We start from the raw sequence: 18018 nt of genomic DNA, 5'->3' as shown, positions 1-18018 counted from the left end.
ACTGAAAAACCGCATTTTTGCAAAGTATCTCGAACGGAGGGGCGGATTCGGAAGCCCCCCGAAGGTGAGGCTCTTGCGCTGGCAACCTGGCCACCCCATATTTCCGGTATGCAGGCCGCCATAACGGGACCTGCAATCTGGACGGTCGCTTTTGACAAGGACGTGTCGATGACGAAACTGACCTTGGGGTCACACCCTTACCTGCTGGGCTTTGACCAGCTGGAGCGTTTGCTGGAACGCAACGCGAAATCCGGGAATGAAGGCTATCCCCCCTTCAACATCGAGCAAACCTCGAACAATTCCTATCGCATCACGCTTGCTGTGGCAGGATTTGCCGAGAACGACTTGGCGATCACAGTCGAGGACCGGCAACTGGTCATTCGTGGACGGCAGCGTGACGATACAGAGGGGCGCGTCTATCTGCATCGGGGCATTGCCGCGCGACAGTTCCAGCGCAGTTTCGTTCTGGCTGACGGTGTCGAGGTCGGCGAGGCGATCATGGAAAATGGATTGTTGCATGTCGATCTGACACGCGCCCAGCCCGAGACTGTGGTGCAGACGATCAGGATCAGGAAAGGATAAGGTACATGGAAACGAAATTCGATTTCGGAACAGAGGGTGAGAACCCGATTGTCTATGTCCGGCCCGTGAAGGTCGCGGATCTTCCCGAGGAAATTCGCCAGCAAGCCGAAGGGATCGAGACTTTATATGCGGTCCATGATGCGGCAGGCATGCAGCTTGCCCTGGTCAAGGACAGAAGCCTTGCCTTTGTTCTGGCGCGGCAAAACCATATGGCGCCCGTAACGGTCCACTGACGATCCGGCCAGACAGTGGCTGCGCCTGAATCTGTGCAATACAAAAAGGCCGCATCCAGAAAGGTGCGGCCTTTGGTTTTGGACGATATGGGCGCGATCAGCCTGCGATCAGACCCATGCTTTCCAGCTTCAGAATGACCTGATGGGCGCAGTTGTCGACCTCGACATTCTCGGTGTCCAGACGTAATTCTGGATTCGCGGGGATATCATAGGGGTCTGAAATCCCAGTGAATTCCTTGATTTTCCCCTCGCGGGCCAGCTTGTAAAGCCCCTTGCGGTCGCGCCGTTCACATTCTTCGAGGCTTGTTGCGATATGCACTTCCAGAAACGCGCCGAACTGCTCGATATCCTCGCGCACGGCGCGGCGGGTCGTGGCGTAGGGCGCGATCGGAGCGCAGATGGCGATGCCGCCATTCTTGGTGATCTCGGATGCGACATAGCCGATGCGACGGATGTTCAGGTCGCGGTGTTCCTTGCTGAACCCTAGTTCGGAACTGAGGTTCTTGCGGACAACATCCCCATCAAGCAGCGTGACGGGGCGGCCACCCATTTCCATCAGCTTGATCATCAAGGCATTGGCGATGGTGGATTTGCCCGATCCCGAAAAGCCGGTGAAGAACACGGTAAAGCCCTGCTGCGACCGTGGCGGACGGGTGCGGCGCAGCTCTGCGACCACTTGCGGGAAGGAAAACCATTCGGGGATTTCCAGCCCCTCGGCCAGACGGCGGCGCAGTTCGGTGCCCGAGATGTCCAGCACGGTCGAACCTTCGGGCACTTCGTCAGCGGGGAAATACTGCGCCTTTTCCTGCACATAGACCATGTGTTTGAAATCGACCATCTCAATGCCGATTTCGGCCTCATGTTCCTTGAAAAGCGTTTGCGCGTCGTAGGGGCCGTAGAAATCCTGCCCCGCAGAGTTCTTGCCGGGGCCGGCATGGTCGCGGCCCACGATGAAATGCGTGCAGCCGTGGTTCTTGCGGATCAGCCCGTGCCAGACCGCTTCGCGTGGGCCAGCCATACGCATGGCGAGGTTCAGAAGGCTCATCGTCGTGGTCGCGGAAGGGTATTGGTCCAGCACAGCCTCATAGCAGCGCACGCGGGTGAAGTGATCCACATCGCCCGGTTTGGTCATGCCGACAACCGGATGGATCAGCAGGTTGGCCTGTGCCTCGCGCGCGGCGCGGAAAGTCAGTTCCTGATGCGCGCGGTGCAGCGGGTTGCGGGTCTGAAAAGCCACGACCTTGCGCCAGCCCAGCTTGCGGAACAGGGCGCGCAATTCGTTGGGCGTATCGCGGCGGCCTTTGAAATCGTAATGCACTGGTTGCTGGATGCCTGTAACCGGACCGCCCAGATAGACAGCACCTGCGGTATTGTGCAGATAATTCACCGCCGGATGGGCCAAGTCATCGTCGCCAAAGACCTTTTCCGCCTCGCGCGCCTTGTCAGGCACCCAGCGGTCGGTCACGGTCATGGTGGCAAGGATCACGCCTTCCTGATCGCGCAGCGCGATATCCTGACCGATTTCCAGTTTTTCGGCAAAGGCTTCGGGCACATCCAGATTGATGGGCATCGGCCAGAGCGCGCCATTCGCCAGACGCATCGTGTTGACGACGCTGTCGTAATCTTGCTCGGACAGGAACCCTTTGAGCGGGTTGAAGCCGCCATTCATCAGCAGTTCCAGATCGCAGATCTGGCGCGGGGTCAGATCCCAACTGATCAGCTGCGCCGCTTCGACCTTGAGCTTTTGGGCACTCTCATACGAGACATAGAGTTCGGGAATAGGGGCAAGATTAGGCGTATACATGGTCAGTCTTTCAATGCGGAACAGGCGGAATGCTGATGCGGAACGGATTACGGTTGCCCAATCGGCTAGCCGCAGGGTCGCGGGCCGAATAGCCTTTGAAGCAGGCGAAATTCAAGCTGACATTGGCCTGAACTGTGTTTTCGGACCAATGTGATTCATTTTTGCAGGGCTTTGGTCGATTATTCCAGATGTTCGGCCAGAAAGCGTTCAGCGTCCAGCGCCGCCATGCAGCCCATTCCGGCTGATGTTACGGCTTGACGGTATTTGTGATCCGTCAGGTCGCCTGCCGCGAAAATTCCGGGAATCGATGTCTCGGTGCTGCCGGGTTTCACGGTGACATAGCCGCCATTGTGCAATTCCAGCACGTCCTTGACCAGTTCGTTGGCGGGGGCGTGACCGATGGCCACGAAGACACCCTTGCACGGAATTTCGGTAATGGCGCCGGTATCGACATGTTTGACGCGCACGGCTGTGACGCCTTTGGGATTATCCTCGCCAACAACCTCTTCCAGCGCGTGGAACCACAAAGTTTCGATCTTGGGGTTCTTGAACAGACGGTCCTGAAGGATCTTTTCCGCCCGCAGGGTGTCGCGGCGATGGATCAGGGTGACTTTTGACGCGAAATTGGTCAGGAACAACGCTTCCTCGACCGCAGTATTGCCGCCACCGATCACGACGATTTCTTGACCGCGATAGAAGAACCCGTCGCAGGTGGCGCATGCCGATACGCCGAAGCCTTTGAAGGCATCTTCGGACGCGAGGCCCAGCCATTGGGCGCGCGCGCCTGTGGCAAGGATCACCGCATCTGCCGTGTAGATCGTGCCACTATCGCTGCGCGCCACGAAGGGGCGCACAGTGGTATCGAGCGAGACAATGATATCGCCAATAATCTCGCAGCCCATCGCCTTGGCATGGTTTTGCATCCGCACCATCAGATCGGGGCCCTGCACTTCGGTATCGCCGGGCCAGTTTTCGACTTCGGTTGTTGTGGTCAACTGGCCGCCCGGTTCGATCCCTTGCACAAGGATAGGCTCCAGCATCGCGCGGCTGGCATAGACCCCTGCCGTATAGCCCGCAGGCCCTGAGCCGATGATCAGAACCTTGGTATGTCGTGTCTCAGCCATGGGGCCACCTTTGCCGTTTGAATCTTGTGTCAACCTTGCATATAGACCCGCAATGTCAGGGCGGAAACCCCTTTGGCGGGCTTTGGGTCTGGCTTTGCAACTGATGCTTGGGAACAAGCCTGTCGGCAATGATCTTGCGTCATGTTGAAAGAATATTGCGTGTGCTGATGGCAGTGCTATAAGAAACCGTCTTCAAGGAGAGCAGGCACATGGCCGGAACGCGGCTTGATCCGATTGATCGGAAAATTCTGGCGGAATTGCAAGCTGATGGCCGCATGACCAATGTGGAACTAGCCAAGCGCGTCGGCATTTCCGCACCACCCTGCTTGCGCCGCGTCCGCACCTTGGAAGAGGCGGGGTTCATCCGTGGTTATCACGCCAAGGTCGATCCGCGCGAACTGGGCTTCGAGGTGCAGGTTTTTGCGATGGTCGGGCTGCAAAGCCAGGCCGAGGCGGATCTGAGCGCTTTCGAGGCACGCTGCCGCGCCTGGCCGCTGGTGCGTGAATGCCATATGCTGAATGGTGAGGTCGATTTCATCCTGAAATGCGTGGCCCCCGATCTGAGCACGTTCCAGTCTTTCCTGACCGAACAACTGACCGCTGCGGACAATGTTGCCAGCGTCAAGACCAGCCTGGTGATCCGCTGCGCCAAGGATGATCCCGGCGTGCCATTCGACATATTGGAAGCGCGGCTGAACCGGTCGGCCTGACGCCGCACTTCCGTCGCTTCAAGCGGCTGACAGGTTGTCCAGCATTTCCAGCGTTGCGCGCGGAAAGGCCAGCGGTCCGAAATCCTCGAGATTGCGGATATGCGGGAACAGTGACAGGAACAGCGCCACGGTATTGGGGCCCATACGCTGTTCAAGCCCCGGACCGGGGTGATAGCTTTCCATGTCGATGCCTGCCACCTTGATCGCCGCGTGCTGGTCAAGGCATAGGTGATAGACCGTGACAGGGCGGGGTGGCGTGATCCTGATCGCGCGCGATCCGTCCTCAAAATCGGCAACCGGTGTGAAGACCTGACCTGAACGTGCACCGGTTCCGTCCAGCCCGCGCAGGGCGGCGGGACGGTGCAGCAGGCGCGCGCCGGGGCCTGCCATGACATCCGCCATGGGACGGCCCAATCCGAACGTGTCAGCCATCAGGCGGGTCATGCGGGTCTGGTCTGGCGTGTCGACAGGGGCATCGGGTAGGATCGTCATGCAGCCGATCCACAAGACACGACGACGACCAGCGCCGGACGTTTCGATCTCCATTCCGGGGACCAGATCCTCGATCGCGCAAAGCCCGTTTGACGTGGTCAGCAAAGTGCCGCGGGCAAAAGCGGAAAAAGCGGATTCGAACTGCGCTGTGGCCGGGGCCACATGGCGGCTGCTGTCGATATGTCCATCTGATGTCAGATAGCTCACTTCGTAGCGGCGCATCACTGGCGGCTTGCGCGGCTCTGTCACGGCCTGGGGCAGCGTCGCGCGTCGCATCTGCTGCGGCGGAACGGCTGTCAGTACCCGCGCGGGCACTGTGGCGCGACGCGGCGTTTCGCAATGGGTTTTGATCTGGACGGATGCGTCGCGCGCATTTGGCAGAGGCTGCGCGGCCTTCATCATCCCTTTCGGAAGTGTGATTCCATGGGTGGTTTTTTCAACCGCCGGAAATCTGGCAGAGGGGGCATCGTATGCCATACGGTTCACCAATATTTGGCGTCGCAATCGTGTCGGCCCCCACCGACAACACTGAAAGGACTGTTGTTTCAGATCGAATTCAGTGCGTTTTGTATGGCCAATTTTCGCCATCTTTGTCAAAAACGACGACTAATCCTTTTTGGAACAACGCCAATCATGGTTGCAAGCACAGTTTTGTTTCGAGCTTTCGGACAAAGTTGCCACAATTCGATTCGATCAGGGAATCTTGCGCACATTGGTGCAAAAACCGTGCCATTTCAGAACCGGACATGCAAAAGCCGCCCGTGCGGGGGCGGCCTGATGCTGAAACGGTAATCTGTGTCAGGCGCTGCGGACAGCTTTCAAGGGGCTGTGGCGCTTCACGATCATTGCGGCCCGCGTTCCTCCGCGCTGCCACGGCAGGGATGTTCCGGCGACGGTTGTGCTTTTTGCGGTTTCGATCACCGACTTCATCCAGCGCTTGTTTTTCATTCTTGTGTCTCTCCTGCCCTTGATCTTGTTGTCCGGACCCTAAGGTTCTGATCCGGTCGTTGCGGCGCATGTCGGCCAATCAAGAAACAATATGCCCGATCAATACGGCATTGTTTTGTCCGCTTCTGTGGCATTGTTATGGCGGCCTGTCAGCGCAGGTCGATGCGCGGGCTCGACGTCACGGAAGTGGCGCAAATTGCTTGAAATATACTGTTTTTAAGCGGATTTCTGGAAACAGTATCAGATGTTTCGCATTCATTGTTGCGGGAAGGGCGCAAGGTGCGTGCCGGAAATGTGGCGAAATCGCCAAATTACAACCGGATCGCCGAAATCAGCCGCCCGTAATCAGCCTCGCCTGCATGGGTGGTCCGGCGATAAGAGAAAAAGCGGTCTGGATCGGCATAGGTGCAATGGCGCGTCCAGTCCGCGTGTCCCACGCCAGCGTCGCGCAGGCGGTGCAATCCGTAAGATGGCAGATCGAACATCATCCGGTCGCCTTGGCCTTGGGCAAAGAAACGCGTGTTCCGAATATCCTCGGCCAGAAAGTCGTCCAGAAATTCGGGACCGACCTCATAGGCGCTCTGGCTGATCGTTGGGCCGATGACGGCGGTAATGTTCTCGCGGTCGGCGCCCAGTTCCACCATCGCGGCCACTGTCGCTTCCAGCACACCGTCCAGCGCGCCGCGCCACCCTGCATGTGCGGCACCGATAACCTGCGCCACGGGATCGGCGAAAAGCACCGGCTGGCAATCTGCTGTGAGGATCGCAAGCGCAATGCCGGGCGTGGCGGTGACCATCGCATCGGCGCGCGGTTTTTCCGCCACGGGACCAGCGATATGGACGACCTCAGGGGAATGGACCTGATGCACCGTCACCAGGGACTCCGGTGCAACCTCCATCGCTTGCGCCACACGGGCACGGTTGATCGCAACGATTTCCGCCTGATCTGAGGAGCCAGGACCGCAGTTCAGCCCCTGAAACACGCCCGAGGATGCACCGCCGCGACGGGTAAAGAACCCGTGTCTGAGGGGCATCAACGCCTCTGATGTGAGTATTTCCAAGGTCATTTGTGCTATGGTTCCAGTCCGGGCGGTGGGGCGGCACCCTGCGGAAAGAGGGCCACCACTTTGAAGAGCGTCCCCATTTCCTGCGGATGCGTCAAGCGGCGATGTGCAGCGATATGTGTCTCCAGCGCCTTGCCCGACAGTTTGGCCGCAAGGCTCTGTGCGCGGGACGTAATTCCAAGGCGTTCCAGAAACACGCCCTGTGGTGTCAGGCGGCTGTGCGGGGCAGGGCTGGCGGCGACCAGCGCCTCGAAATCGACATGGGCGGTCAGATCGGCTTGTCCGGGGCTGTCTAGCGGATCGCAGGCGGCATGATTGCGCAGTGCTTGCAGCGTATCGCCCAGTGACCGCCAGTCGCCATAGTCAAGAATCAAAACCGTTCCGCCATGATCGTTGATCCGCGCACCGATGCTTTGCATGACAGGGCGCGCGGCGGTGCACAGTTCAACCAGATCACCGTCGCGGGTATCTGCCAGCCTGTGATCCAGCGCGCCTTGCGGTGTCGCGTCGGTTAGGCCTAAAGCCAGCTTTCCCGCGATAAGCCCCACGCGTTTTTCCCGCCATCCGTCGCCATCACGCAGGAATTGCCGTATCGGCAATGCATCAAAAAACTCGTTCGCGACTCCAAACAGCGGCTGTTCGGGCAGGGTGTCGGCACTATCGTGCCAGGTTGCCGGGTCAGGTCTGATCAAGGGCGCAAGCGTCCGCTCTTGTGCTGCGCGCAGCACCGCGGATGCCTCGACCAGATGCACTTGCGCTGCGTCGTGAAATCCCGCCACGATACGCGTCGCGCGCAAGATATCGGCCATCAACGTGCCACGCCCCGGTCCGAGCTCGGCCAGTGTGAATGGTGCGGGCGCCCCCTGATCAAGCCAAGCCTGCGCCAGCGACAGGCCGATCAACTCCCCGAACATCTGACTGACCTCGGGTGCGGTGATAAAATCACCCGCCACGCCGAACGGATCGCGGGTGCTGTAATAGCCAAGTGTTGGATGCAACAGACACTCGGCCATGTAATCCGCAATCGAGATAGGCCCGTCCGTGGCAATGCGCGCGGCGATATGCTGCGCTAACGGTGTCATGCCGGAACTGCAGCCACCCTGCGGCGCGCCAGCAGGATCAGGACAAGGCCCGCAGCTACCATGGGCAGCGACAGGACCTGACCCATCGTGATGCCGGCCTCGCCCAACCGGATGACATAGCCCATCGGGTTGTCGAAGGTGATGAACTGGGCATCGGCTTGCCGGAAATATTCTACCACGAAGCGCGCGAGCCCGTAGCCCGCCACAAAGACCCCTGTGATCTGTCCCGGAACCTTCAGCGCATCACGCCGGAACGCCAGCCACAGCAAGACACCCAGCAAAACAGCGCCTTCGAGACCTGCCTGATAAAGCTGCGAAGGGTGTCGAGCGCAAACACCGACGACGCCAAAGCAATCCTGCGCCGCAGCGCCAGGAAAGATCACGCCCCACGGCAGATCGGTGGGGCGTCCCCACAACTCGGCATTGATGAAATTGGCCAGACGTCCCAGCATCAAGCCGACAGGCACCCCAAGAGCGATGGCATCGGCAGCGGCCAGACGCGGTATCTTGTGGCGCGCGGTGAATATCCACGCGGCCATTACGACGCCCAGAAATCCGCCGTGAAAGGACATGCCCCCCTGCCAGACCATCGGAATCTGCGCCGGATTGGCCAGATAATAGGAAGGCTGGTAAAACAGCACAAAGCCCAGCCGTCCGCCCGCGATGATGCCGATGATGATCCATGTCAGCAGATCCTCGATCTGTGCCTTGGTCATCGGGGGGATATTGCCGCGCCACAGTGCGGGACGCCGGATTGCGGCCATCGTGATCTGCCACGCGATCACGATCCCAAAGATATAGGCCAAAGCATACCAGCGCAGCGCCAGTTCGAAACCGAAGACGGGAATCGAGAAAATTTCGGGCGAGAATTCGGGGAAGGGGATCATTGCGCGCATCTGCGTCTGTGTGCCTCGGGGCTGGAAGGAGGTCAACCTTGTGAACTGCTAATTCGCAGCCCATATAGGGCGTAAAGGTAACGTTGGAGAGCCGCAATGCAGACGCGCAACAAAATTCTGGATGATATCTCGCAATTGATGACAAATGCGATGGGCGTGGCACAGGGCGCCAAGGACGAGGCCGAAACCGCGATGAAATCCATGATCGACCGCTGGCTGGCCGATCGCGACTTTGTCACGCGTGAGGAATTCGACGCCGTGCGTGCCATGGCGCAGAAAGCGCGCGAGGAGAATGCCGCGTTGAAGGCGCGTCTGGATTCGCTGGAAACCAAGGCCAAATAATAGCCGCGAATTGCCACGCCGGACAAGCTACGCGCACCCCGAAACGGGTGCGCGTTTTTCGTGTGCACGCCCCCGATGCCGCTGCATTGATCAAGATGCTGTCATAATACACGGTTCATCCACACCTTATTGGGGTTATCCCCAAAATATTGCTTTACAGAACAAAGCGACGCGACCACCATATCTTGTAGGGACGAGTGGAATAGCCTCCGTCCTTTGAGCAGGCACCTAGCAGTTGAGGCAATATAAAGCCCGACAGCTACAGGCAGAGAGGTGGCGTCATGGCACTATCCGAGCATTACCTTGAAGATGACATTCACCCCATCGACATCGTCGAAAATATCGCCGAATATCACGACTGGGATTTTGACCGCATCGGTCAGGACCAGATCGCCATGGCGGTTGAGGGGCAGTGGCGGACCTATTCGATCACACTGGCATGGTCCAGCTATGACGAAACCCTGCGCCTGATCTGCACCTTCGAGATGGAGCCGCCCGAGGCGCGTTTGCCGCAACTTTACGAGACACTGAACGCCGTCAACGATCAGTGCTGGAACGGCTCCTTTACCTTCTGGGCCGCGCAAAAGCTGATGGTCTGGCGCTACGGGCTGGTGCTGTCGGGCGAACAGGTGGCTAGCCCTGAACAGATCGACACGCTGATCAACGCGGCCGTGATGAATGCCGAGCGCTTTTATCCGGCCTTCCAACTGGTCGTCTGGGGCGAACGGTCGCCGGCCGATGCGATCCAGGTCGCCATTGCAGAGGCTTACGGGCGCGCGTAACACTACCCCCCGACGCGAGACAGCCAAGGGGGATTTCACATGGATATGACAGAGCTTGGACGCAGGGGGCTGGTCCTTCTGGGCTGTGGCAAGATGGGGTCGGCCATGCTGGCAGGCTGGCTCAAGCGCGGATTGGCCCCGTCCGGCGTCTGGGTCATCGACCCCAACCCGTCCGATTGGTTGCGCGGCACAGGGGTGCAGATCAACGCGATCCTGCCGGATACGCCTGCAATCGTGATCGTCGCTGTCAAACCCCAGATGATGGGCGATGCCTTGCCCGTTCTGGCCGCGGTGGGAAATGGCGACACGCTGTTTGTCTCGGTTGCCGCAGGTACATCTATTGCGCGTTTCGAGGAGGTCTTGGGCGCAAAGACACCCATCATCCGCGCGATGCCGAATACTCCCGCCGCTGTGGGGCGCGGTATCAGCGCGATCATCGGCAATGCCCATGCGGGTCAGGCACAGATGGATCTGGCGGAAGACCTGCTCTCCGCCGTGGGGCAGGTCGTGCGGCTTGAAACCGAGGGGCAGATGGATGCGGTCACGGGCTTGTCCGGCTCTGGCCCTGCCTATGTGTTTCATCTGATCGAAACGATGGCCGCCGCTGGCGAGGCACAGGGGCTATCCCCCGGTCTCGCGCTGCAACTGGCGCGGGCGACTGTCGCAGGCGCAGGGGCGCTGGCCGAGGAAGCAGATGAGACCCCCGCGCAACTCCGTATCAATGTCACCAGTCCGAACGGCACTACGCAGGCGGCGCTTGAGGTGCTGATGGACCCCAAGACGGGTTTCCCTTCACTGCTTGATCGCGCTATCACCGCTGCGACCGAACGATCCAAGGAACTGTCCCGTGGCTGAAATAACCTATGATGATTTTCTCAAGGTCGATATCCGCGTAGGCCGCGTGACCCGCGCCGAACCTTTCCCTGAGGCGCGCAAGCCCGCGATCAAGCTCTGGGTCGATTTCGGCGCTGAGCTTGGTGAGAAGAAGACTTCGGCACAGATCACGGTGCATTACGCACCGGACGGATTGATCGGCAAACAGGTCATGGCCGTGGTCAATTTTCCGCCGCGCCAGATCGGTAAATTCATGTCCGAAGTGCTGGTTTTGGGCGTATCGGACGCAACAAACGGGATCGTGCTGCTGTCGCCCGATCTGGAAGTGCCACTTGGCGGAAGGATGCATTGATGCCCAAGGTTCTGATCAGCCGCCGTTTGCCGGATAGTATCCTTGCCGCCGCCGAGGCCATGTTCGACGTCGAATTGCGCGACAAGACAACGCCGATGACACCTGCGGAAATGCGGTCTGCCCTTGCGCTTTATGACGGGATCATGCCCTCGCTCGGGGATCAGTTTTCGGCCGAGATTTTTGCTGAATTTGGGCGGCCCCGCTGCAAGATCCTTGCGAATTTCGGGGTAGGGATCAACCATATCGACGTGGACGCAGCGCGCGCGCACGGGGTTAAGGTGACGAACACGCCCGGTGCCGTGACCGACGCCACAGCCGATACCGCAATGACCCTGATCCTGATGAGCGCGCGTCGCGCCGCCGAGGGCGAGCGTCTGGTGCGCTCGGGCGCGTGGGAAGGCTGGCACCCGACGCAGATGCTGGGCCTGCATGTGACGGGTAAGACCGTCGGTATCGTCGGCATGGGGCGGATCGGGCAGGCCATTGCGCGGCGTTGCCATTTCGGTTTCGGGATGGAGGTGCGCTATTTCAACCGCTCCCCCAAGACGATTGATTTTCCGGCACGGCAGATGGACAGCCTGACCGATCTGGCGGCGGCGGTGGATATCCTTGTGATCGCCACGCCGGGCGGTGCCGAGACGCGCCACCTGATCGGCGCAAAGGTGCTTGAGGCGATGCAACCCCATGCCCATCTGGTCAATATCGCGCGCGGCGATGTGGTCGACGAGGCAGCGTTGATCACCACCCTACAGGCGCGCAGCATCGGGGGGGCGGGGCTTGATGTCTACGAGTTTGAGCCACAGGTGCCGCCGGCCTTGCGCCAGCTTGATAATGTGACGCTGTTGCCGCATCTGGGCACGTCGACACTTGAGGTGCGAGAGGCAATGGGACAGCTTGTGCTGGACAATCTGGCCGCACATTTCGCCGGAGAGCCGCTTCCCAACCCCGTATAGCGTGCGCTGTCACCGGAACGGCAAAGGGACGGGGGCTTGACCTAGGCGCCGCACTGGGATGATCTGGGTCACCATTCAGAGAGGTTTTGTCATGTACCAGCCAGTCATCAGCGGCACAGGGGTGTTTACGCCCTCCCAAACCATCACCAATGACGAACTGGTTGTCGCCTTCAACGCTTATGCGGACATGTTCAATGCCGAACACGCGGACGAGATCGCGGCAGGAACAGTCATGGCCAAGGATCACTCCTCGTCCGAGTTCATCTTCAAGGCGTCGGGGATCGAGCAGCGTTATGTGCTGGATAAATCGGGCATTCTGGACCCCACAGTGATGCATCCGCTGCTGCGCCAGCGCAGCGATGACGAACCCGGCGTCATGGCCGAAATGGCATTGGATGCCTGCACCAAGGCGCTTGCAATGGCAGGACTGACTGGGGCGGATATTGATCTGGTCATCTGTGCGGCCAGCAACATGGAACGCGCCTATCCCGCCGTCGCGGTTGAGATCCAACAGCTTCTGGGCGCAGGCGGCTTTGCATTTGACATGAATGTTGCCTGTTCTTCGGCCACCTTCGGGATTCAGGCGGCCTCCGATATGGTGCGGTCCGGATCGGCCCGCCGTGCGATTGTCGTCAACCCCGAAATCTGTTCAGGCCATCTGGAATGGCGCGACCGCGATTGCCATTTTATCTTTGGCGATGTCTGCACCGCCACGGTGATCGAGCGGGAGGAGGACGCGAAAGACGGGTATTTCAAGGTGCTGTCTACCCGCTGCGCCACCCAGTTTTCCAACAATATACGCAACAATAACGGCTTTTTGCGCCGCTCGCGTCCAGATGGCACGGCAGACAGGCGGGACATGCAGTTCATGCAGAACGGGCGCAAAGTGTTCAAGGAGGTGGTGCCGATGGTGTCCGAACACATCCTCGCCCATCTCGCGGCAGAGGGTGTCGGATCGGACCAACTCTGTCGCCTCTGGCTACATCAGGCCAACAAGTCGATGAACGATTTTATCGGTCGCAAGGTGTTGGGCCGCGAACCGGCACCGGGCGAGCAGCCCAATATCTTGCAGGATTACGCCAATACATCCTCGGCAGGGTCCATCATTGCCTTTGCCAAGCATTCGGCGGATCTGAAGTCAGGCGATCTGGGGTTGATCTGTTCTTTTGGCGCAGGCTATTCCGTCGGATCGGTGCTGATCAAACGGGTCTGATCCGCCCAAGCCGTCCCATGCGGCAAATCGCCCACCGCCTCGCGCCAATGGCGTCGGCACAGGCTGACATAGGTTTCGTTTCCGCCGATCTGCACCTGTGCGCCGTCGCGTAGCGCGCGCCCTTCGGCATCGTTGCGGACGACCATCGTCGCCTTGCGCCCGCAATGACAGATCGTCCGCACTTCGCGCAATTCATCCGCAAGCGCCAGTAGCGTGGCCGATCCGGGGAATAATTGGCCCCTGAAATCCACCCGCAATCCATAGCACATGACGGGCAGACCCAGATCATCCACAGCCCGCGCCAGATCCCAGACCTGCGCGGGTTCCAGAAACTGCGCCTCGTCTATGAAGACGCATGCCACAGGTGCCTGCCTGATTCTATCTTTGAGGCGCGCAAACAGATCGTCACCGGGGGCGAATGTGTCAGCCTCCTGACCGATTCCAATGCGCGAGGCGACACGCCCTCGACCGGCGCGGCCATCCACCTGTGCAGTCAACAGATAGGTCTCCATACCCCGCTCTCGGTAGTTGTGCGAAGCCTGTAGCAGGACAGTCGATTTGCCTGCATTCATAGTGGAGTAATGAAAATAGAGCTTTGCCATTTGGCCGGTCTAGTCCGGGAGGCCGGCCAAAGACAAGCACATTGGCGCGTTCGGGAGGGGTGAAATGCGGGTTCAGGAATGTGGCTTTTCAAAGTCCGCCGCGTTGCTGCCAGAAACTCTGGCTCTATCCTCTCCAAGGATAGAAACGCGACGGACCAAAACGATGCCCTGACGGAGAATCAAGGCCACTCGTATGTCTGCCACAGCGTGCAGATGCAGAAGAACTAGCATCCAACCATTGATTGCGGGACAAAAAAATTAAGTCGCGCGCAACAAGTTCGCACCCTTGTTACCGCTACGCAACAAATCTGACGTCGCAAAAATATTTCGGGTGCAGCCTTGTATCTAAAGATACCTGGCCTTGACCAAACTGGTTTCAGCCTTGCAGCGGCATGACCGTAAAATCGCCTTCTTCTCTTGCGCGCATGGCAAGTGCTGCCGCATGGCTGCCCGCTGCGGTCGTGAAATAAGGGATCTTGTCATAAAGCGCCACTTTGCGAATTTCACGACTGTCCTCGACTGCCTGCGCGCCTTCGGTCGTGTTCATAACCAGCGTGATTCCACTGTCTTTCAGCATATCCACGATATTCGGACGACCTTCGTAGACTTTGTTCACGACCTCGCAAGTCACGCCATTTTCCTGCAACCATGCAGCTGTGCCTCTTGTTGCCACAATCTGCAGGCCAAGGGCTGTCACGATCTGCGCGGCCTCGATCATGTCGGCGGTCTTGTCGGCGTCACGAATCGAGATAAAGACGCGGCCCTCGCGTGGCAGGTCGGTGCCGGCACCCAATTGTGCCTTGAGAAAGGCGAGCGGGAAGGACACGTCCCAGCCCATCACCTCGCCGGTCGAGCGCATTTCAGGGCCCAGGATCGTATCGACACCGGGGAAGCGGGCGAAGGGCAGCACCGCCTCTTTGACTGAGAACCAGGGCATTGCAGGATCTGCTAGCGTCAGCGGATCTGCCATTGGCAGGGTGCCGGGTTTTGCATCCTTGGGGTAGGGGCCGCGATGCGGGAAATTCGCCATCGGCTCGCCAGCCATCAGGCGCGCGGCGATGGACGCAATCGCGCTATCGGTGGCTTTTGCCACGAAAGGCACGGTGCGCGAGGCACGCGGGTTGACCTCGATCAGATAGACCTCATCATCCTTGACGGCGAATTGAACGTTCATCAGACCGACAACACCAAGGGCAAGCGCCAGCGCTTCGGTCTGCTTGTGCACCTCGTCGATGATGCGCTGCGGCAACGAATAGGGGGGCAGCGAACAGGCGCTATCGCCGGAATGCACGCCCGCCTCTTCGATATGCTGCATCAGGCCGGCGACATGCACGGTCTTGCCATCGCAAAGCGCGTCCACATCCATTTCCACGGCGCCGGACAGATAACTGTCGAGCAGGACTGGGCTGTCTCCCGACACGACCACCGCCTCGCGGATATATCGCTCAAGATGGGCCATATCGCGCACAATCTCCATCGCGCGCCCCCCCAGCACGTAAGAGGGGCGGATCACCAGCGGGAAGCCGATATCCTCGGCAATCGCCAGCGCCTGCGCGTCGGTGGATGCAATACCGTTGCGCGGCTGTTTCAGACCCAGACGCTGGACAAGCTGCTGGAACCGCTCGCGGTCCTCAGCAAGGTCGATGGCGTCCGGCGTCGTGCCAAGGATCGGAATACCTTCTTCATAAAGCGCATTGGCCAGTTTCAGAGGGGTCTGGCCGCCGAATTGCACGATCACGCCGTGCAAGGTGCCGTTGCTTTGTTCAACCCGCAGAATCTCCATCACATGCTCGAAGGTCAGCGGCTCGAAATAAAGCCGATCCGAGGTGTCATAGTCGGTCGACACGGTCTCGGGGTTGCAGTTGATCATGATGGTTTCATAGCCCACATCCGACAGGGCAAAGCAGGCGTGGCAGCAGCAATAATCAAACTCGATGCCCTGACCGATCCGGTTGGGACCGCCGCCCAGAATCACCACTTTCTTGCGATCCGAAGGCCGTGCCTCGCATTCCACATCGCCCATCGCGGGGGCTTCATAGGTGGAATACATATAGGGCGTCTGCGCCTCGAACTCTGCGCCGCAGGTGTCAATGCGCTTGAACACGGCGTTCACACCAAGGTTCTGGCGCGCGCGGCGGACATTGGCTTCGGTGCGGCCCGTCAGATTGGCCAGACGCGCATCGGTGAACCCCATCATCTTGAGCTTGCGAAGACCGTATTCGGTGACAGGCAGCCCGTTGCGACGTACTTCGTCCTCCGCGTCAACGATCTCGCGGATACGGGCAAGGAACCACGGATCGAACATGGTGGTCGCGTGAATTTCGTCATCTGTCAGACCATGGCGCATAGCCTGCGCGATTGTTCGCATCCTGTCGGGCGTTGCTTTGGAGATGGCTTTGATCACGGCAGACTTTTCAGGCGCGCCCTCGATCTCGACCTCGTCAAAACCGGACAGGCCTGTTTCCATAGACGCCAGCGCCTTCTGCAGCGATTCGTGGATCGTGCGGCCAATCGCCATCGCCTCGCCCACGGACTTCATCGCTGTGGTCAGGTTGGGCTGGCTGCCGGGGAACTTTTCGAAAGCAAAGCGCGGGATCTTGGTCACGACATAGTCGATTGTCGGTTCGAAGCTGGCAGGTGTCACCTTGGTGATATCGTTGTCCAACTCGTCCAGCGTGTAACCCACCGCCAGCTTCGCCGCGATCTTGGCAATCGGAAAACCCGTCGCCTTGGACGCCAGAGCCGAGGACCGCGACACGCGGGGGTTCATCTCGATCACGACCATGCGCCCATCCGCAGGATTGATCGCCCATTGCACGTTGGAGCCGCCGGTCTCAACACCAATCTCGCGCAGTACGGCGATGCTGCCGTTCCGCATGATCTGGTATTCCTTGTCGGTCAGCGTCAGGGCAGGGGCCACGGTAATCGAATCGCCTGTATGCACGCCCATTGGATCGACGTTTTCGATCGAACAGACGATGATCGCATTATCGGCGCGATCGCGCACGACCTCCATCTCGAACTCCTTCCAGCCCAGAAGGGATTCATCGACGAGAATCTGCGCCATCGGCGAGGCTTCAAGCCCCGAGCGGCAGTAATATTCGTAATCGTCGCGGTTATAAGCGACGCCGCCACCCGTGCCGCCCAGCGTGAATGCAGGGCGGATGATGGCCGGCAGGCCGATATCCTCAAGCGCCTCAAGCGCCTGTTTCACACCGGCGGCGATATCGAATTTGCCGTTCTCTTTCTTGGGCGCCGCGACAATCGTTGCCTTCGGGTTCTCCAACCCGATCCGGTCCATTGCCTCGCGGAACAGCTTGCGATCTTCTGCCATTTCAATAGCTTGGCGATTGGCACCGATCAACTCGACCCCAAACTTCTCCAGCACGCCCATATCGGCCAGAGCCAACGAAGTGTTTAATCCCGTCTGTCCGCCCATCGTGGGCAGCAGCGCATCAGGCCGTTCTTTCTCGATGATCTTGGCGACGACTTCGGGGGTGATCGGCTCGATATAGGTGGCGTCCGCTAGGCCCGGATCAGTCATGATCGTCGCAGGGTTCGAATTGACAAGGATGACGCGGTACCCTTCCTCGCGCAAAGCTTTGCACGCCTGTGCGCCGGAATAGTCGAACTCGCAGGCCTGTCCGATCACAATGGGACCGGCTCCGATGATCATGATGGACGAGATATCGGTTCTTTTTGGCATGTCGGTCCCCTTGTGGCGCGGCACGTTGAGAAGGCAGAGCCTGCGCGGCAGCTTGGCGTCACGGGGGGCAGCCCCGCGCGCAAATTCTCGTGGGTTATAGACATCCCGAGTTGCGGCGCAAGCCCTGTTTGGCAGCCAAATCCACATGCTTGCACGCATCTGCCAACAGCACTTGTTTCGCGGCAGCGTGATACTTATGTCAACTTTCATTGACAGGTTTGGGTCACAGTAAGCGTTGCGACGCCACTTTTTCCTTCTTACGGCTATTGCGCCCTAAACTTTGTGCTTTCCCGTCCCTT

At 59.4% G+C, this 18018-nt stretch carries 18 protein-coding genes; 9 read left to right on the top strand and 9 right to left on the bottom strand.

The window, feature by feature from the left end; translation table 11 throughout:
• Window positions 1-168: 168 nt before the first annotated feature.
• A complete protein-coding gene (locus K7H22_RS14185; RefSeq protein ID WP_230801526.1) occupies window positions 169-582 on the top strand; it encodes an Hsp20 family protein in 414 nt (137 codons plus the stop codon).
• A gap of 5 nt (window positions 583-587) precedes the next feature.
• Window positions 588-815: a DUF1150 family protein gene (locus K7H22_RS14180; protein WP_230801525.1), complete on the top strand. Its 228-nt coding sequence runs from the start codon at window positions 588-590 to the stop codon at window positions 813-815.
• Window positions 816-912: 97 nt separating this feature from the next.
• Here the strand turns inward: K7H22_RS14180 and K7H22_RS14175 are convergent, their stop codons facing one another.
• On the bottom strand, window positions 913-2619 hold the full coding sequence (locus tag K7H22_RS14175) for a bifunctional sulfate adenylyltransferase/adenylylsulfate kinase (RefSeq protein WP_230801524.1): 1707 nt from the start codon (window positions 2617-2619) through the stop codon (window positions 913-915).
• Window positions 2620-2798: 179 nt separating this feature from the next.
• On the bottom strand, window positions 2799-3743 hold the full coding sequence (gene trxB, locus K7H22_RS14170; protein ID WP_230801523.1) for a thioredoxin-disulfide reductase: 945 nt from the start codon (window positions 3741-3743) through the stop codon (window positions 2799-2801).
• 209 nt (window positions 3744-3952) lie between these two features.
• Between trxB and K7H22_RS14165 the strand changes: the two genes are divergently transcribed.
• Window positions 3953-4453, top strand: coding sequence for an Lrp/AsnC family transcriptional regulator (locus tag K7H22_RS14165; protein ID WP_230801522.1), 501 nt, complete (start codon window positions 3953-3955; stop codon window positions 4451-4453).
• Window positions 4454-4471: 18 nt separating this feature from the next.
• Here the strand turns inward: K7H22_RS14165 and K7H22_RS14160 are convergent, their stop codons facing one another.
• The 5 genes from K7H22_RS14160 to lgt all read right to left on the bottom strand — a co-directional run bounded on the left by K7H22_RS14160 (window position 4472) and on the right by lgt (window position 8935).
• Complete coding sequence (locus K7H22_RS14160) at window positions 4472-5422, bottom strand: Hint domain-containing protein (protein ID WP_230801521.1); 951 nt, start codon at window positions 5420-5422, stop codon at window positions 4472-4474.
• 321 nt (window positions 5423-5743) lie between these two features.
• A complete protein-coding gene (locus tag K7H22_RS14155; RefSeq protein ID WP_230801520.1) occupies window positions 5744-5893 on the bottom strand; it encodes a hypothetical protein in 150 nt (49 codons plus the stop codon).
• A gap of 311 nt (window positions 5894-6204) precedes the next feature.
• A complete protein-coding gene (gene pgeF, locus K7H22_RS14150; RefSeq protein WP_230801519.1) occupies window positions 6205-6960 on the bottom strand; it encodes a peptidoglycan editing factor PgeF in 756 nt (251 codons plus the stop codon).
• 5 nt (window positions 6961-6965) lie between these two features.
• Window positions 6966-8039, bottom strand: coding sequence for a class I SAM-dependent methyltransferase (locus K7H22_RS14145; RefSeq protein ID WP_230801518.1), 1074 nt, complete (start codon window positions 8037-8039; stop codon window positions 6966-6968).
• Window positions 8036-8935 carry a prolipoprotein diacylglyceryl transferase gene (gene lgt / locus K7H22_RS14140; protein ID WP_230801517.1) on the bottom strand — a complete coding sequence of 300 codons (900 nt, stop codon included), beginning with the start codon at window positions 8933-8935 and terminating at the stop codon, window positions 8036-8038. The genes K7H22_RS14145 and lgt overlap by 4 nt, the downstream gene beginning before the upstream one ends.
• 96 nt (window positions 8936-9031) lie before the next feature.
• On the opposite strand from lgt, the gene K7H22_RS14135 reads away from it, so the two are divergent.
• The 6 genes from K7H22_RS14135 to K7H22_RS14110 all read left to right on the top strand — a co-directional run bounded on the left by K7H22_RS14135 (window position 9032) and on the right by K7H22_RS14110 (window position 13411).
• Complete coding sequence (locus tag K7H22_RS14135; RefSeq protein ID WP_230801516.1) at window positions 9032-9277, top strand: accessory factor UbiK family protein; 246 nt, start codon at window positions 9032-9034, stop codon at window positions 9275-9277.
• Between the two features lie 281 nt (window positions 9278-9558).
• Entirely contained in the window at window positions 9559-10059 is a 501-nt protein-coding gene (locus K7H22_RS14130) for a YbjN domain-containing protein (protein WP_230801515.1), read from the top strand.
• A 39-nt stretch (window positions 10060-10098) separates the two neighbouring features.
• On the top strand, window positions 10099-10914 hold the full coding sequence (gene proC, locus K7H22_RS14125; RefSeq protein WP_230801514.1) for a pyrroline-5-carboxylate reductase: 816 nt from the start codon (window positions 10099-10101) through the stop codon (window positions 10912-10914).
• On the top strand, window positions 10907-11245 hold the full coding sequence (locus tag K7H22_RS14120; RefSeq protein WP_230801513.1) for a tRNA-binding protein: 339 nt from the start codon (window positions 10907-10909) through the stop codon (window positions 11243-11245). Before proC ends, K7H22_RS14120 begins: the two co-directional genes overlap by 8 nt.
• Window positions 11245-12198 (top strand): 2-hydroxyacid dehydrogenase, encoded by a 954-nt coding sequence (locus K7H22_RS14115; protein WP_230801512.1) that lies wholly within the window; start codon window positions 11245-11247, stop codon window positions 12196-12198. The genes K7H22_RS14120 and K7H22_RS14115 overlap by 1 nt, the downstream gene beginning before the upstream one ends.
• Before the next feature lie 91 nt (window positions 12199-12289).
• The gene (locus K7H22_RS14110; RefSeq protein ID WP_230801511.1) at window positions 12290-13411 is read left to right on the top strand and encodes a beta-ketoacyl-ACP synthase III; all 1122 of its coding nucleotides are present in this window, start codon (window positions 12290-12292) and stop codon (window positions 13409-13411) included.
• On the opposite strand, the gene K7H22_RS14105 is transcribed toward K7H22_RS14110, so the two are convergent.
• Window positions 13375-14013 (bottom strand): thymidine kinase, encoded by a 639-nt coding sequence (locus tag K7H22_RS14105; protein WP_230801510.1) that lies wholly within the window; start codon window positions 14011-14013, stop codon window positions 13375-13377. The genes K7H22_RS14110 and K7H22_RS14105 overlap by 37 nt on opposite strands.
• Before the next feature lie 376 nt (window positions 14014-14389).
• Complete coding sequence (gene carB, locus K7H22_RS14100; protein WP_230801509.1) at window positions 14390-17719, bottom strand: carbamoyl-phosphate synthase large subunit; 3330 nt, start codon at window positions 17717-17719, stop codon at window positions 14390-14392.
• Window positions 17720-18018: the final 299 nt, after the last annotated feature.

Origin of the sequence: Seohaeicola saemankumensis, from assembly GCF_021021435.1 — a bacterium.
Taxonomy (GTDB): domain Bacteria; phylum Pseudomonadota; class Alphaproteobacteria; order Rhodobacterales; family Rhodobacteraceae; genus Seohaeicola.
Note: the sequence above shows the minus strand (reverse complement) of the source record. Positions and strands in the feature narration are given on the sequence as shown.